This window comes from Micrococcus sp. 63XJN7_8_ISO-PGPR-S23-253 (assembly GCF_056173425.1).
Genome location: NZ_CM149673.1, coordinates 1,047,750 through 1,063,168 on the forward strand (window position 1 = coordinate 1,047,750; position 15,419 = coordinate 1,063,168).

Consider the following 15,419-nt stretch of genomic DNA (forward strand, 5'->3'; position numbering starts at 1 on the left):
GGAGGCGCCGGCATGGGAACTGATCCCGCCGCACCTCGTGCTGCCCGGACCGTGCTGTCCGCGTCCGAGATCGACCGGGCGCTGACCCGGATCGCCCACGAGATCCTCGAGTCCAACAAGGGCGCCGAGGGTCTCGTCCTGATGGGGATCCCGCGCCGCGGGGCCCCCCTGGCCCGGCGACTCGGCGACCTGCTGGCCCGCATCGAACCGGCCTTCGACCCCACCGCCGCCGTCGGCGAGGTGGACGTCACCCTCTACCGGGACGACCTCCGCCGCGGCACGGCCCGCACCCCGATGCCCACCCGCCTGCCCGAGGTTCCCCTCGACGGCGCCGTCGTCGTGCTCGTGGACGACGTCCTCTTCTCCGGCCGCACCGTCCGGGCCGCCCTCGACGCGATCGCCGACCTGGGCCGCCCCGCCGCCGTGCGCCTGGCCGTCCTCGTGGACCGCGGGCACCGGGAGCTCCCCGTCCGCGCCGACTTCGTGGGCAAGAACCTGCCGACCTCCACCGCCGAGCGCGTCCAGGTCCGGCTCATGGAGGTCGACGGCCCCGAGGGCACCGGCGAGGTCACCGAGGACGCCGTGAGCATCGTCGACCGTGTCGCGACCCGGGAGGGCTGAGCCGTGCGCCACCTGCTGTCCACCGCCGACCTCTCCCGCGCCGACGCCCTCGCCGTCCTCGACACCGCCGAGGAGATGGCCGCCGTCAACCAGCGCGAGGTCAAGAAGCTGCCCGCCCTGCGCGGCCGCACCGTGGTGAACCTCTTCCTCGAGGACTCCACCCGCACCCGCATCTCCTTCGAGGCGGCCGCCAAGCGGCTCTCCGCGGACGTGATCAACTTCTCCGCGAAGGGATCGTCCGTCTCCAAGGGGGAGTCGCTCAAGGACACCGTCCAGACGCTCGAGGCCATCGGCGCGGACGCCATCGTGATGCGCCACTGGTCCTCCGGCGCGGCCCGCCAGCTGGCCGACTCCGGCTGGGTGCGCTCCGCCGTCGTGAACGCCGGCGACGGCACCCACGAGCACCCCACCCAGGCCCTCCTGGACGCCTTCACCCTGCGCCGGCGCCTCGCCGCGGCGACGGGAGAGGACCTGGTCGGCCGGGACCTGACCGGCATGCGCGTGGTGATCGTGGGCGACATCCTGCACTCGCGCGTGGCCCGGTCCAATGTGTGGCTGCTCAGCACGCTGGGCGCACAGGTCACCCTGGCCGCCCCGCCCACCCTGCTGCCCGTGGGCGTGGCCGCGTGGCCGTGCCAGGTCACCTACTCGCTCGACGAGGCCCTCGACGCCGGCCCCGACGCCGTCATGATGCTCCGCGTCCAGGCCGAGCGGATGGGCGGCGCCTTCTTCCCGTCCGCGGGGGAGTACACCCGGACCTGGGGGCTGACCGATGACCGCTTCGCCCGCCTCACCGCCGGCCGCGGTGCCCTGCTCGACGAGCCCGTGGTCATGCACCCCGGCCCGATGAACCGCGGCCTGGAGATCAGCCCGGCGGCGGCGGACTCGCCCCGCAACACCGCCCTCGAGCAGGTCGCCAACGGCGTGTCCGTCCGCATGGCGGTCCTGCACCTCGTCCTCAACCACGACCAGGAGGTCCGCCTGTGAGCGCCCCCAGCCCCGCCCCCCTGCTGCTGCGCAGCGCGCGCCTGACCACGGGCGAGACCGCCGACGTGCTCGTCGCCGAGGGCCGGATCGCCGCCCTCGGCCCGGACGCCGCGGCCCACGCCGCCGGCCTCGAGCCGAGCCCCGAGGAGGTCGACTGCGCCGGCCTGGTGCTGCTGCCCGGGCTCATCGACCTGCACACCCATCTGCGTCAGCCCGGCAAGGAGGATGCGGAGACGGTCGAGACCGGCACCCGCGCCGCCGCGATGGGCGGCTTCACCTCCGTCCACGCGATGGCCAACTCGACGCCGACGGCGGACACCGCGGGCGTGGTGGAGCAGGTGTGGCGGCTGGGCCGGGACGCGGGCTGGTGCGATGTGCACCCCGTGGGGGCGGTGACCGTGGGCCTGGCCGGCGAGGCCCTGGCCGACCTCGGCGCGATGGCCGACTCGCAGGCCCGCGTGCGCATGTTCTCGGACGACGGCATGTGCGTCCACGACGCCGTGCTGATGCGCCGGGCGCTCGAGTACGTGAAGTCCTTCGGCGGCTTCGTGGCCCAGCACGCGCAGGAGCCGAACCTCACCGCCGGCGCCCAGATGAACGAGTCCGAGCTCTCCGGCGTCCTCGGCCTGGCCGGCTGGCCCGCCGTGGCGGAGGAGGCCGTCATCGCCCGTGACGTGCTGCTGGCCCAGCATGTGGACTCCCGCCTGCACGTGTGCCACGTCTCCACGGCCGGCTCCGTCGAGCTGATCCGCTGGGCCAAGGCCCAGGGCGTGGCCGTGACCGCCGAGGTCACCCCGCACCACCTGCTGCTCACCGAGGAGCTCGTCCGCTCCTACGACCCCGTGTTCAAGGTCAACCCGCCGCTGCGCCGCGAGTCCGACGTCCTGGCCCTGCGCGCCGGCCTGGCCGACGGCACCATCGACACCGTGGGCACCGACCACGCCCCGCACACCGCCGAGACCAAGCAGTGCGAGTGGACGGTCGCGGCGATGGGCATGACGGGCCTCGAGACCGCCCTGTCCGTGGTGCAGCAGGCGATGGTGGACACCGGCCTGATGGACTGGGCCGGCGTCGCCCGCGTGATGTCCACGGCGCCGGCCCGGATCGCCGGCCTGACCGATCAGGGCCAGGCCGACGAGCGCGGTGTCCCACGCGTCGGTGCCGTGGCCAACCTCGTGCTCGTGGACCCGCAGGCCCGCCGCACGGTGGACCCCGAGCAGCACGTGACCAAGTCCCGCAACAGCCCGTACCGGGGCATGGAGCTGCCGGGCGCGGTGCGCCACACGGTCTATCGCGGTGCCCGCGTCGTCGCCGACGGCGCCCCCGCCCGGCCGTACCGCCACCCGGCCCTGACGGAGACGGGGGAGCGCGCGTGAGCATCACCCCTCTGGCCGCCGCCCTGGCGGCCCGACCCGTCCCGCCGCGGACCCCGACGAAGGACTACGCGGACGTGTGGCTGCCGGTGACCCTGGGCACCCTGGCCGTCGTCCTCGTGCTGCTCGGCCTGCTGGCCCTCGGGTGGCGGGCACGCCGCCGGGCGCAGGCCGGGATCCCGGCCCCGGCCCCCGTGCCGACGGCCCTCTACGACGCCGAGCCGACGCTGTCCGCGGAGGGCATGCACGTGGGCACGGTGCGCGGCGAGGACCGGCTGGATCGCGTGGCGGTGCACGGCCTGGGCCTGCGCTCGCGCGCGGTCCTCGAGGTCCACGACGCCGGCGCCCACCGCGGCCTGCTCGTGCTCCGCCCGCGGGCCGCCAACCTGTTCATCCCCGCGGACGACCTCGTCGAGGCCGGCCTGTCCGCCGGGATTGCCGGCAAGTTCGTCGAGCCGGGCGGGCTCGTCGCCTGGGGCTGGCGCCTCGGCGACGTCGAACTCACCTCCGCCTTCCGCCCCGACCGTCCCGAGGACCGCGACCGGCTCCTCGCCGCCCTGCAGACCATCATCGACCCCGCCCCGGCCGACCCGGCCGGCCGCGCAGGAGAAGGAGACCCCCGATGATCACCCCCACCGACGACCTGGCCCTGCTCGTCCTCGAGGACGGCACCGTCCACCGTGGCCGGGCCTACGGCGCCCGCGGCCGCACCCTGGGCGAGGCCGTGTTCACCACGGGCATGACCGGCTACCAGGAGACCCTCACCGACCCGTCCTACGCGGGGCAGATCATCGTGCAGACCTCCCCGCACATCGGCAACACCGGGGTCAACGACGCCGACCGCGAGTCGCGGGCGATCTTCGCCGCCGGCTACGTGGTCCGCGACGCGGCCCGGCGTCCGTCCAACTGGCGCGCCGAGCGCAGCCTCGACGAGGAGCTCGAGGCGTTCGGCGTCGTCGGGATCCGGGAGGTCGACACCCGGGCCATCACCCGTCGCCTGCGCACCGAGGGCTCGATGCGCGCCGGCGTGTTCTCCGGCGGGCACGCCGCCCGCCCGGAGGCCGAGCTGCTGGCGGAGGTGCGCGCCCAGGCGTCGATGGCCGGCGCCCGCCTCGCCGAGTCCGTCACCACGGAGGAGCCGTACGTCATCGAGCCGGCCGCGCACGGCTGGGAGGGCGAGCCGATCGCCGAGATCGCCGCCCTCGACCTCGGCATCAAGGCCGCCACGCCGCGGCACCTGGCCTCCCGCGGCATCCGCGTGCACGTGCTGCCCGCCGCCACGGACCTGGCCGGCATCCGCGCCGTGGACCCGGACGGCGTCTTCCTGTCCAACGGACCCGGCGACCCGGCCACCGCGGACGCCCAGGTGGAGCTGCTGCGCGAGGTCCTCGACGCCGGCCTGCCGTTCTTCGGCATCTGCTTCGGCAACCAGATCTTCGGCCGCGCGCTCGGCTTCGACACCTACAAGCTGAAGTTCGGCCACCGCGGCCCGAACCAGCCGGTGCTGGACAAGGCCACGGGCCGCGTGGCCATCACCTCCCAGAACCACGGCTTCGCCGTGGACGCCCCCCTCGGCGAGCCGATCGAGGCGCCGGAGTCGCGCTTCGGCCGCGTCGAGGTCTCCCACTGGTCCCTGAACGACCAGGTGGTCGAGGGCCTGCGCCTGCTCGACCGGCCCGCCTTCTCCGTGCAGTTCCACCCGGAGTCCGCGGCCGGCCCCAACGACACCCTCGACCTGTTCGACCGCTTCGTGCAGCTCCTCACCGAGCACCGCACCGCCACCACCCCCGCCACCGAAGGAGCCTGATCCATGCCCAAGCGCACCGACCTGAAGTCCGTCCTGGTCATCGGCTCCGGCCCCATCGTGATCGGTCAGGCGGCCGAGTTCGACTACTCCGGCACCCAGGCCATCCGCGTCCTCAAGGAGGAGGGCGTCCGCGTCGTCCTCGTCAACTCCAACCCGGCCACGATCATGACCGACCCGGAGCTGGCCGACGCCACCTACGTCGAGCCCATCACCCCGGCCGTGGTCGCCAAGATCATCGAGAAGGAGCGCCCGGACGCCCTGCTGCCCACCCTGGGCGGCCAGACGGCGCTGAACACCGCCATCGCCCTCGACAAGGACGGGGTGCTCGAGCGCTTCGGCGTCGAGCTGATCGGCGCGAACATCGAGGCCATCGAGCTCGGCGAGAACCGCGAGCTGTTCAAGGGCGTCGTGGAGCGCGCCGGCGGCGAGTCCGCCCGGTCCCACATCGTGCACACGATGGAGGAGGCCCTGGCCGCCGTCGAGGACCTGAAGTACCCCGTGGTGGTGCGCCCCTCGTTCACGATGGGCGGCCTCGGCTCCGGCATGGCCTACGACGAGGCCGACCTGTACCGCATCTGCGGCGCCGGCCTGCAGTACAGCCCGACCTCCGAGGTCCTGCTCGAGGAGTCCATCCTCGGCTGGAAGGAGTACGAGCTGGAGATGATGCGGGACAAGAACGACAACGTCGTCGTCGTCTGCTCCATCGAGAACGTGGACCCCGTGGGCGTGCACACCGGAGACTCCATCACCGTGGCCCCGGCCATGACGCTGACGGACCGCGAGTACCAGAAGCTGCGGGACATCTCGATCAACGTCATCCGCGAGGTCGGCGTGGACACCGGCGGCTGCAACATCCAGTTCGCGGTGAACCCCGTGGACGGCCGGGTCGTCGTGATCGAGATGAACCCGCGGGTGTCCCGCTCCTCGGCGCTGGCCTCGAAGGCCACCGGCTTCGCGATCGCCAAGATCGCCACCAAGCTGGCCCTGGGCTACACGATGGACGAGATCCCCAACGACATCACCCAGAAGACCCCGGCGTCCTTCGAGCCGGTCCTGGACTACGTGGTCGTGAAGGTCCCGCGCTTCGCGTTCGAGAAGTTCCCGGCGGCGGACCCCACGCTGACCACCACCATGAAGTCGGTCGGCGAGGCCATGGCCATCGGCCGCAACTTCACGGAGGCCCTGCAGAAGGCGCTGCGCTCGCTCGAGCAGAAGGGCTCGGAGCTCGCGTTCCCGCAGGACGCCGACTCGCAGGCCCTGCTCGCGGCGGCGCGCACGGCCACCACGGACCGGCTCTCCCAGACCCAGCAGGCGCTCTACGCCGGCGCCACGATCGAGGAGGCCTTCGACGCCACCGCGATCGACCCGTGGTTCCTGGACCAGTTCGTGCTCATCAACGAGGTCGCGGACGAGATCCGCGACGCCGAGGTCCTCGACGAGGCCCTGCTGCGCCGCGCCAAGCGGCACGGGTTCTCCGACGCCCAGATCGGCTCGCTGCGGCACATGGACGCGGCGGTGGTGCGCGGCGTGCGTCACGCCCTGGGTGTGCGCCCCGTCTACAAGACCGTGGACACCTGTGCCGCCGAGTTCGAGGCCTTCACCCCGTACCGGTACTCCAGCTACGACCTCGAGACCGAGGTAGCCCCGCACGAGGGCGAGTCGGTGATCATCCTCGGCTCGGGCCCGAACCGGATCGGCCAGGGCATCGAGTTCGACTACTCGTGCGTGCACGCCACCATGGCGCTGCGCGAGGCCGGCTACGAGACCGTGATGGTCAACTGCAACCCGGAGACCGTGTCCACGGACTACGACATCTCCGACCGCCTCTACTTCGAGCCGCTCACGCTCGAGGACGTCCTGGAGGTCATCGCGGCCGAGGAGGCCTCCGGCGGCGTGCGCGGCGTCTTCGTGCAGCTCGGCGGCCAGACCCCGCTCAAGCTGGCCCAGCAGCTCGCCGACGCCGGCGTGCCGATCCTGGGCACCTCGCCCGCGGCCATCGACCTGGCCGAGCACCGCGGCGAGTTCGCGCGCGTGCTCGAGCGCGCGGGCCTGGTGGCGCCGAAGAACGGCACGGCGGTCTCCTTCGACGACGCCAAGCGCGTGGCGGACGAGATCGGCTACCCCGTGCTCGTGCGCCCCTCCTACGTGCTCGGCGGCCGCGGCATGGAGATCGTGTACTCCGAGGAGGCGCTGGCCCACTACGTGGAGCACGCCACGGAGATCACCCCCGACCAGCCGATGCTCGTGGACCGCTTCCTCGAAGACGCGATCGAGATCGACGTCGACGCCCTCTACGACGGCACCGAGCTGTACCTCGGCGGTGTCATGGAGCACATCGAGGAGGCGGGCATCCACTCGGGTGACTCCGCGTGCGTGCTGCCCCCCGTCACCCTGGGCCCGGACGTGCTCGAGCGCGTGCACCGCGCCACCGAGCGCATCGCGGCCGGCGTCGGGGTGCGCGGCCTGATCAACATCCAGTTCGCGCTCGCCTCGGACGTGCTGTACGTGATCGAGGCGAACCCGCGCGCCTCGCGGACCGTGCCGTTCGTCTCGAAGGCCACGGGCGTCCAGCTGGCCAAGGCGGCCGCGCGGATCGGCGTCGGCGAGAGCATCGCCGACCTGCGCGCGGCGGGCATGCTGCCCACGGCGTACGACGGCGGCACCCTGCCGATCGGCGCGCCCGTGGCGGTGAAGGAGGCGGTGCTGCCGTTCACCCGCTTCCGCACCGCGGAGGGCCGCGTCGTGGACTCGCTGCTGGGCCCGGAGATGCGCTCGACGGGCGAGGTCATGGGCATCGACAAGCACTTCGACACCGCGTTCGCCAAGTCCCAATCCGCCGCCGGCGGCCCGCTGCCCACCTCGGGGCGCGTGTTCGTGTCGGTCGCGAACCGGGACAAGCGCACCCTCGTGGGCCAGGCCAAGCGCCTCGTCGACCTCGGCTTCCAGGTGGTCTCCACCGGCGGCACCGCCGAGGTGCTGCGGCGCAACGGCATCCCCGCGGAGGTCGTGGCGAAGATCGCCGACGCCGGGCACGAGGACGGCGCGGGCACCGTGCTGGAGCAGCTGCACGCCGGCACCGTCGATCTCGTGCTGAACACGCCCTCCGGCGGCGACGCACGCACGGACGGCTACGAGATCCGCGCGGCCGCGACCTCGCTCGGCGTGCCGGTGATCACGACCACGGCCGAGTTCGGGGCGTGCCTGCAGGCCATCGAGGCCATGCGGTCCTACGAGTGGTCCGTCACCTCACTGCAGGAGCACGACGCGCGCCTGCAGCAGGCCGTCGCCGGGCCGGAGGCCGCGGCGTGACCACGACGGCGACGGGCGGCGCGGGGCCCCGCGCCCCCTTCGGGCGGCGGCTGGCCCACGCTATGGAGACGGCCGGTCCGCTGTGCCTCGGCGTGGACCCCCATCCGACCCTGCTGCGGCAGTGGGGCCTGAGCGACACCCCGGCGGGCCTCGAGGCGTTCTCGCTGACCGCCCTCGAGGCGGCGGTGGGTCCCGAGGGGCCCCGCGTGGCGGCGATCAAGCCCCAGGTGGCGCTGTACGAGCGCCACGGCTCGGCCGGCCTGGCGGCCCTGGAGCGGCTGCTCGCGGCCGCCCGGGACGCCGGGGTGCTCACGATCGCGGACGCCAAGCGCGGTGACATCGGCTCCACCATGGACGGCTACGCCGCCGCGTGGACCTCCGACGCCTCGCCCCTGGCCGCGGATGCAGTGACGCTCAGCCCGTACCTGGGTTTCGGCACCCTCGTGCCGACCATCCGCGCCGCCCACGAGGCCGGCCGCGGCGTGTTCGTCCTCGCGCTGACCTCCAATCCGGAGGGCCGCGAGGTCCAGCACGTGGGCGAGGGGTCGGCCGAGGGATCGGTGGCCCGGCGCATCGCCGCGGCCGCGGCCGCTGAGAACGCGGCCCTGCGCGGCGACGACGCGTGGGGGCCGGTGGGACTCGTCCTGGGCGCCACGGTGGCCGCCGAGGCGGACCGCCTCGGCCTGGACCTGCCGGCCCTCGGCGGGTCCCTGCTGGCCCCCGGGTTCGGTGCCCAGGGCGCCACGGCCCCGGGCATGCGGGCCGACTTCGGCACGGCCTGGGCGCAGGTCTTGGCAACCTCGTCCCGCGGCATCCTGAGCGCGGGTCCCTCGGTGACCTCGCTGGTGGACACGATCGAGGAGAATCGCGCCGCTCTGCGGTGACGCCCGCGTCCTCCCGGCGCGCTGCGTGCCTTCTGCACGGGATGGTATCTTCCCTGTCGATCGGCTGTGCTCGTTGTCCTTGACCGTGGACGGGTCTCGACGGGGCCGGTGAGGAACACGAGGCATCGAGGTCAGACCATGGCGTTGCGGCAGCTCAGTGAGCAGGAGCGGGCGGAGGCCCGGAGGAAGGCCCTCCAGGCCCGCCAGGCGAGGGCGGAGCTCAAGGCGGCCTTCGCCGCCGGTGAGGTCGGCCTGGCCGACGTGTTCGCGCGCGCGGACGCCGAGGACGCCGTTGCCCGCCTGCGGGCCGTGGACCTGCTGTTGGCCCTGCCGGGCGTGGGCGAGGTCCGGGCCCGGGAGACGATGGCGGGGTGCGGCATCTCGCCGCGGCGTCGGCTGGGTGGCCTGGGGCGTCGTCAGCGCGAGGCGTTGATCGCCTATATTGGCCGGTGACCCCCACACCCCGGCGGGTCGGCGCCGGCCCGGGTGAAGGGCCTGCGAGGCCCGTCCCACCAGGAGGATGCGTGACCGACACGTTCGACCCCGGACCCGCCCCCGCCGTCCCGGTGGCCCGCACCGCCGTCCAGGAACGCCCCCCGGGCCCGGGCGTCACCGTCCTGGCCGGCCCCACCGCCGTCGGCAAGGGCACCGTCTCGGCCTATGTCCGCGAGCACTACCCCGAGGCCTGGCTGTCCGTCTCCGCCACCACCCGCCCGGCGCGCCCGGGCGAGGAGGACGGAGTGCACTACTACTTCACCGCGCCGGAGGAGTTCGACTCCCTCGTCGAGGCGGACGAGATGCTGGAATGGGCCGTCGTCCACGGCGTCCACCGCTACGGCACGCGGCGCGACCGTGTGATGGAGGCCGTGGCGCAGGGGCGCCACGTCCTGCTGGAGATCGACCTGCAGGGCGCGCGCCAGGTCCGCCGTGCGCTGCCGGAGGCCACCTTCGTGTTCCTGGCGCCCCCGAGCTGGGAGGAACTCGTGTCCCGACTGCTCGGCCGCGGCACCGAGAGCCCGGAGGAACAGCGCCGCCGGCTCGAAACGGCTAGACTGGAACTCGCCGCGGAACCCGAGTTCGACGCTGTCGTCGTGAACGACCGCGTGGAGCGGGCCGCCGAGGAACTGGTGAGACTCATGGGGCTGGACCCCGAGCGCCGTCCGACCGAGGCCTGAGGACCGGCCGCACCGACGCCGCACCCGGCGCCGACGTGACAGTGAGATGAAGACTTTGGAGACCCCGTGACCGAACAGTACGAAGGCATCGTCAACCCGCCCATCGACTCCCTGCTGGAGCGGGTCGACTCGAAGTACGCCCTGGTGCTCTTCGCCGCCAAGCGGGCCCGGCAGATCAACGCCTACTACTCGCAGCTGCACGAGGGGCTGTTCGAGTACGTCGGCCCGCTCGTGGACACCCAGCTGAACGAGAAGCCGCTGTCCATCGCCCTGCGCGAGATCGAGACCGACCTGCTCGAGTCCCACGAGGCCGTCGAGGCCACCCCGGAGGCCGAGCTGGCCGCCGAGGACTTCGGCGACTTCTCCCTGCCGGGCGAGGACGACCCGTTCGCCACCCTCGAGTCGTCCGACGCCCACCAGCCGATGGGCGATCCCGCCGCCATCGAGGAGGCCGCCGAGACGGTGCGCGCCGAGGAGGGCACCTCCGAGGACGCCCCGGAGGCCTGAGCCCGCCATGGAGATCGTCCTCGGGGTCGGCGGCGGCATCGCGGCCTACAAGGCGGCGCTGCTGCTGCGCCTGATGACCGAGGCCGGCCACGGCGTGACCGTGGTGCCCACCGCCAACGCCCTCGAGTTCGTGGGCGCGGCGACGTGGGAGGCCCTCTCGGGTCGCCCGGTCCGCACGGACACGTTCGAGGCGGTCGACGAGGTGAACCACGTCCGGCTCGGCCGGCGTGCGGACCTCGTGGTGGTCGCGCCGGCCACGGCCGACCTGCTCGCGCGCACCGCCGCGGGGATGGCGCCCGACCTGCTGGGCAACGTGCTGCTCACCGCCACGTGCCCCGTCGTCCTGGCCCCCGCCATGCACACCGAGATGTGGCACCACCCCGCCACGGTCGCCAACGTCGCCCTCCTGCGCGAGCGCGGGGTCACGGTCGTGGATCCCGCCGTGGGCCGCCTCACCGGGACCGACTCCGGCGCCGGACGTCTGCCCGAGCCCGCCGAGATCTGGGAGCGTGCGCAGGCCGCCGCGGCCGCGGGCGCCCCGCGCCGTCCCCGGGCCTCCGGTACCGGGCCCGACGCCGAGCCGACGCCCGGCCCCCTGGCCGGTCGCACCGTGGTGGTCACGGCCGGGGGCACCCGCGAGGCCCTGGACCCGGTCCGCTACCTGGGCAACCGCTCCTCCGGCAAGCAGGGGGCCGCCCTGGCGCGCGCCGCCCTCGACGCCGGCGCCACCGTGCGGTTCGTCGCCGGGTCCATGTCCGTCCCGGCGCCCGAGGGCGTCGAGCGCGTCGTGCAGGTGGAGTCCACGCAGGACCTGCTCGAGGCCGTGCTGGCGGAGGCCGCCGACGCCGACGCCCTCGTGATGGCGGCGGCCGTCGCGGACTTCCGGCCGGCCGAGGTCTCCGACGCCAAGATGAAGAAGGGCGACGACGACGGCGCGCCCGTCATCGTGCTCGAACGCACCCCGGACGTGCTCGCCACGGCCGTGCGGACCCGCTCCGAGGGCGGGCCCATGGCCCCGCTCATCGTCGGCTTCGCCGCGGAGACCGGCGACGCGACGTCCTCCGTGCTCGAGTACGGCCGGGCCAAACTGGCACGCAAGGGCTGCGAGATGCTCGTGGTCAACGAGGTCGGCACGGACAAGGTGTTCGGCCGGGACGAGACCGCCGTGACCATCCTGTTCGCCGACGGCCGCCCCGCCGTGGAGGCGGCGGGCTCCAAGGACCAGGCGGCGGCCGCCGTCGTGCGGGCGATCGTGGATGACCTCGTCGGTCGTGACCCCGCCGGCGCGTCGGGCCGCTGACCTAGACTGTGCGGCATGACCGATGCCGCCTCGCTGAGCCCCGCCCGCCACGCCGACCCGTATTCGGGGGTGGGCGGCGGAGAGCTCCGTCTCTTCACATCCGAGTCCGTCACGGCGGGCCACCCCGACAAGATCTGCGACCAGATCTCCGACGCCATCCTGGACGCGATCCTCGCCGCCGACCCGTCGGCGAAGGTGGCCGTGGAGACCCTGACCACCACGGGCCTGGTGCAGGTGGCCGGCGAGGTGAACACCTCGGCGTACGTGGAGATCCCCAAGATCGTGCGCGAGACCATCCTGGACATCGGCTACGACTCCTCGGCCAACGGCTTCGACGGCGCCCAGTGCGGCGTGAACATCTCCATCGGCCAGCAGTCCTCGGACATCTTCGCCGGCGTCTCCCGGTCCCTCGAGGCCCGCGAGTACGGCTCGGCGGACGAGGTGGACGAGCAGGGCGCGGGGGACCAGGGCATCATGTTCGGCTACGCCACGGACGAGACCCCGGCGTACATGCCCATGCCCATCTACCTCGCGCACCGGCTCTCCGAGCGGCTCACCGCGGTGCGCCGGGCGGAGAACACGCCCATGCCGTACCTGCTGCCGGACGGCAAGACGCAGGTCACCATCGGCTATGCGCCCGGCCACGTGCCCACCACGGTCGAGGCCGTGGTGGTCTCCACGCAGCACCACGAGTGGGTCACGCAGGAGCAGCTGCGGGCGGATGTGGAGAAGCACGTGATCCGGCCCGTCATCGAGCGCTCCGGCCTCGACACCTCCGGCATGCGGATCATCATCAACCCGGGCGGCAAGTTCGTCATCGGCGGGCCCGTGGGCGACGCCGGCCTCACCGGTCGCAAGATCATCGTGGACACCTACGGCGGCATGGCCCGGCACGGCGGCGGCGCCTTCTCCGGCAAGGACCCGTCCAAGGTGGACCGCTCCGCCGCCTACATGCTCCGCTGGGTCGCGAAGAACGTGGTGGCCGCCGGCCTCGCCTCGCGCGCCGAGTTCCAGGTGGCCTACGCGATCGGCTCGGCCCGGCCCGTGGGCCTGTACGTGGACACCTTCGGGACGGCCACAGTGCCGGAGGAGAAGATCATCGAGGCCGTGAACGCGGTGTTCGACCTGCGTCCGGCCGCCATCGTGAAGGAGCTGAACCTCCTGCGGCCCATCTACCGACGGACCGCAGCGAACGGCCACTTCGGCCGGGACGACGCCGACTTCACGTGGGAGCGCACGGACCGCGTCGAGCAGCTGCGCGCCGCGGCCGGCCTCTGACCCGGAGGCGGGCATCACGGACGCGCTGTTCGCCCTCCCGGAGCCGGAGGACGCACCCCGGTTGCCGGAGCGTGCCGAGGGGTGGCCGGAGCGGCCGATCGCACGCGTCCTGCTGGACTCGCCCGTGCCGCACCTGGACCGCGAGTTCGACTATCTCGTGCCCGTGGCCCTGGACGCCCGGGCGGTCCCCGGCTCCCGCGTGTCCGTCCGCTTCGGCGGACGGGCCATGACGGGCTGGCTCGTCTCGCGGGAGCAGGAGCCGGCCACCGGCGCCCAGCTCACCGAGCTCACCGGCGTGCTCACCGCCATCCCGCCGCTGACGGAGGAGGTCCTGGCGACCGCTCGCGCGGTGGCCCGCCGCCAGGCCGGTGTCGTCACGGACGTGCTGCGGGCCGCGGTGCCCCCGCGCGTGGCGCAGGTCGAGAAGGCCGCCCTGGCGGAGGACGCGGAGGCCGCGGCGGACCACCCCGTGACGCTGACCGGAACGGACGCCGAGCGTCCGGAGCCTCCCGCGGCGGAGGAGGGCCTCGTGCCCACGGTGTGGGAGTCCCTCGAGGGGGGCACCGCGTTCGTGTCCGCCGTGCTGGCCGGGGACGCCGCGCGGGCGGCCGCCGTCGTGCCCTCGCGCCTGTTCGAATGGGATGAGGCGGGCGCGCTGGCCGCCCTGGCGCGCACGGTGGCCGCCTCGGGCGGCGGCGTCCTGCTGCTGGTGCCCGACCACCGCGACCTCGACCGGCTCTGCGCCGCCCTCGACGAGCACGTGGGCGAGGACGCCTACGCGCGGATCGGCTCCGAGGACGGCAACACGCCCCGGTACCGCGCCCACCTGGCCGCGCTGCGCGGCACCCGGCGCATCGTGGCCGGCACCCGGGCCGCCGTGTGGTCGCCCGTGCGCGACCTGCGGCTGGTGGTGCTCTGGGACGACGGCGACGACGCGTGGGCCGAACCCCGCGCGCCCTACTTCCATGCCCGAGAGGTCGTGCTGGAGCGGGCCCGCGCGACCGGCGCGGCGCTGCTCTTCGCCGGGCCCTCCCGATCGGTCCCGGTGCAACGGCTCGTCGAGTCGGGCTGGCTGCTGCACCTGGGCCCCTCCCGCGCGGCCCAGCGCGAGCTCGGGCCACGGGTCGTCTCCACCGCCGACGCCTGGGAGACGGCGCGCGACCCGTTCGCGCAGCGGGCGCGGCTGCCGCAGGCGGCCTGGGCCGCCGCCCGCGCCGCGCTGCTCGGGCCACGGCCGGGCCCGGTGCTCGTGCAGGTGGCCCGGGCCGGCTTCATCCCCGCCCTGGTGTGCGAGCGGTGCCGCACGCCCGCCCGCTGCCGCGTCTGCGCGGGGCCGCTGGGCTTCCGCGACGTGCGGGCCGCCCGGCACGGGGAGGTGGCGTGCCGGTGGTGCGGCACCCGGGAGCGCGGCTTCCGGTGCACCGAGTGCGGCGGCACGACGCTGTGGGCCGGCGCCCGCGGCGTGGACCGCACGGCCGAGGAGCTGGGCCGGGCGTTCCCGCGCGTGCCCGTGCACGCCTCCTCGGCGCAGCACATGCTCGGCTCGGTGCCGCCCGGGCCCTCCCTGGTGGTGGCGACCGTGGGGGCCGAGCCGATGACGCCCGACGGCTACGCGGCCGCCCTGCTGCTCGACGGGGACAGCCAGCTCCAGCGCGAGGGCCTCGACGTGCCGGGCCGCGTGCTCGCCCGCTGGCTCGCGGCCGCCTGCCTGGTCCGCCCCGCCTCCGACGGGGGCGTCGTGGTGGTCACCGCGGACGCGGGGGAGGCGGTGAACGCGCTCGTCCGACGGGACCCCGACGGCTTCGCCGCGCGCCAGGTCACCGAGCGGCGCGAGCTGCACCTGCCTCCCGCCGGCCGCCTCGCAGAGGTCACGGGGGAGGCCGCCGCCGTCGCGGAGTACCTCGAGCTTGTGGAGGCCGCCCGCCGGGAACGGCCGGACGAGGACGTCCACGAGGATCCGCACTCGGCCCCGCTCGACGGCGGCCCGGCGCGGCTGCCCTGGATCGGGCCGGTGCCGGACCCCGCCGACGAGACCCGCTCCCGCGCCCTGCTGATCTTCCCGTACGCGGCGGCCGAGGCCACCGTCGGCGCCCTGCGCGCCGCCCGGTCCGCGGCGAGCGCCCGGCGCGAGACCGCCCCGGTGCGGGTGCGGCTCGACCCGGCCGGGGTGCTCTGAGG

The 15,419-nt window shown here is 74.3% G+C and carries 13 protein-coding genes; all 13 read left to right on the forward strand.

All coding sequences use genetic code 11. The features are described 5' to 3' along the window. Positions 1-12 precede the first annotated feature (12 nt). The 13 genes from pyrR to AC0VX4_RS04895 all read left to right on the forward strand — a co-directional run bounded on the left by pyrR (position 13) and on the right by AC0VX4_RS04895 (position 15,417). Positions 13-621: a bifunctional pyr operon transcriptional regulator/uracil phosphoribosyltransferase PyrR gene (pyrR, locus tag AC0VX4_RS04835; RefSeq protein ID WP_002857026.1), complete on the forward strand. Its 609-nt coding sequence runs from the start codon at positions 13-15 to the stop codon at positions 619-621. Between the two features lie 3 nt (positions 622-624). Continuing rightward, a complete protein-coding gene (locus AC0VX4_RS04840) occupies positions 625-1,608 on the forward strand; it encodes an aspartate carbamoyltransferase catalytic subunit (RefSeq protein ID WP_002857024.1) in 984 nt (327 codons plus the stop codon). Further along, positions 1,605-2,984 carry a dihydroorotase gene (locus AC0VX4_RS04845; protein WP_144823963.1) on the forward strand — a complete coding sequence of 460 codons (1,380 nt, stop codon included), beginning with the start codon at positions 1,605-1,607 and terminating at the stop codon, positions 2,982-2,984. Before AC0VX4_RS04840 ends, AC0VX4_RS04845 begins: the two co-directional genes overlap by 4 nt. Next, a complete protein-coding gene (locus AC0VX4_RS04850; protein WP_002857020.1) occupies positions 2,981-3,607 on the forward strand; it encodes a PH-like domain-containing protein in 627 nt (208 codons plus the stop codon). The genes AC0VX4_RS04845 and AC0VX4_RS04850 overlap by 4 nt, the downstream gene beginning before the upstream one ends. Further along, positions 3,604-4,788: a glutamine-hydrolyzing carbamoyl-phosphate synthase small subunit gene (gene carA, locus AC0VX4_RS04855; RefSeq protein WP_144823965.1), complete on the forward strand. Its 1,185-nt coding sequence runs from the start codon at positions 3,604-3,606 to the stop codon at positions 4,786-4,788. The genes AC0VX4_RS04850 and carA overlap by 4 nt, the downstream gene beginning before the upstream one ends. Before the next feature lie 3 nt (positions 4,789-4,791). Beyond that, entirely contained in the window at positions 4,792-8,097 is a 3,306-nt protein-coding gene (gene carB / locus AC0VX4_RS04860) for a carbamoyl-phosphate synthase large subunit (protein WP_144823966.1), read from the forward strand. After that, entirely contained in the window at positions 8,094-8,981 is an 888-nt protein-coding gene (pyrF, locus tag AC0VX4_RS04865) for an orotidine-5'-phosphate decarboxylase (protein ID WP_144823968.1), read from the forward strand. The genes carB and pyrF overlap by 4 nt, the downstream gene beginning before the upstream one ends. A gap of 138 nt (positions 8,982-9,119) precedes the next feature. Continuing rightward, positions 9,120-9,434, forward strand: coding sequence for an integration host factor, actinobacterial type (mihF, locus tag AC0VX4_RS04870; RefSeq protein WP_036334906.1), 315 nt, complete (start codon positions 9,120-9,122; stop codon positions 9,432-9,434). 71 nt (positions 9,435-9,505) lie between these two features. Beyond that, on the forward strand, positions 9,506-10,156 hold the full coding sequence (gene gmk / locus AC0VX4_RS04875; protein WP_049159167.1) for a guanylate kinase: 651 nt from the start codon (positions 9,506-9,508) through the stop codon (positions 10,154-10,156). A 66-nt stretch (positions 10,157-10,222) separates the two neighbouring features. After that, positions 10,223-10,663 (forward strand): DNA-directed RNA polymerase subunit omega, encoded by a 441-nt coding sequence (gene rpoZ / locus AC0VX4_RS04880; protein WP_049159169.1) that lies wholly within the window; start codon positions 10,223-10,225, stop codon positions 10,661-10,663. A gap of 7 nt (positions 10,664-10,670) precedes the next feature. Further along, entirely contained in the window at positions 10,671-11,963 is a 1,293-nt protein-coding gene (gene coaBC / locus AC0VX4_RS04885) for a bifunctional phosphopantothenoylcysteine decarboxylase/phosphopantothenate--cysteine ligase CoaBC (protein ID WP_144823969.1), read from the forward strand. Positions 11,964-11,978: 15 nt separating this feature from the next. Beyond that, on the forward strand, positions 11,979-13,241 hold the full coding sequence (gene metK, locus AC0VX4_RS04890) for a methionine adenosyltransferase (protein ID WP_081091314.1): 1,263 nt from the start codon (positions 11,979-11,981) through the stop codon (positions 13,239-13,241). Positions 13,242-13,302: 61 nt separating this feature from the next. Beyond that, positions 13,303-15,417: a primosomal protein N' family DNA-binding protein gene (locus tag AC0VX4_RS04895; RefSeq protein ID WP_241252942.1), complete on the forward strand. Its 2,115-nt coding sequence runs from the start codon at positions 13,303-13,305 to the stop codon at positions 15,415-15,417. The last annotated feature ends 2 nt before the right edge of the window (positions 15,418-15,419 follow it).

What these genes read in the sequence shown, in the direction of transcription:
- metK (WP_081091314.1), top strand. Translation starts at nt 11,979, where the DNA reads ATGACCGATGCCGCCTCGCTGAGCCCCGCCCGCCACGCCGACCCGTAT.
- coaBC (WP_144823969.1), top strand. Translation starts at nt 10,671, where the DNA reads ATGGAGATCGTCCTCGGGGTCGGCGGCGGCATCGCGGCCTACAAGGCG.
- pyrR (WP_002857026.1), top strand. Translation starts at nt 13, where the DNA reads ATGGGAACTGATCCCGCCGCACCTCGTGCTGCCCGGACCGTGCTGTCC.
- carB (WP_144823966.1), top strand. Translation starts at nt 4,792, where the DNA reads ATGCCCAAGCGCACCGACCTGAAGTCCGTCCTGGTCATCGGCTCCGGC.
- carA (WP_144823965.1), top strand. Translation starts at nt 3,604, where the DNA reads ATGATCACCCCCACCGACGACCTGGCCCTGCTCGTCCTCGAGGACGGC.
- mihF (WP_036334906.1), top strand. Translation starts at nt 9,120, where the DNA reads ATGGCGTTGCGGCAGCTCAGTGAGCAGGAGCGGGCGGAGGCCCGGAGG.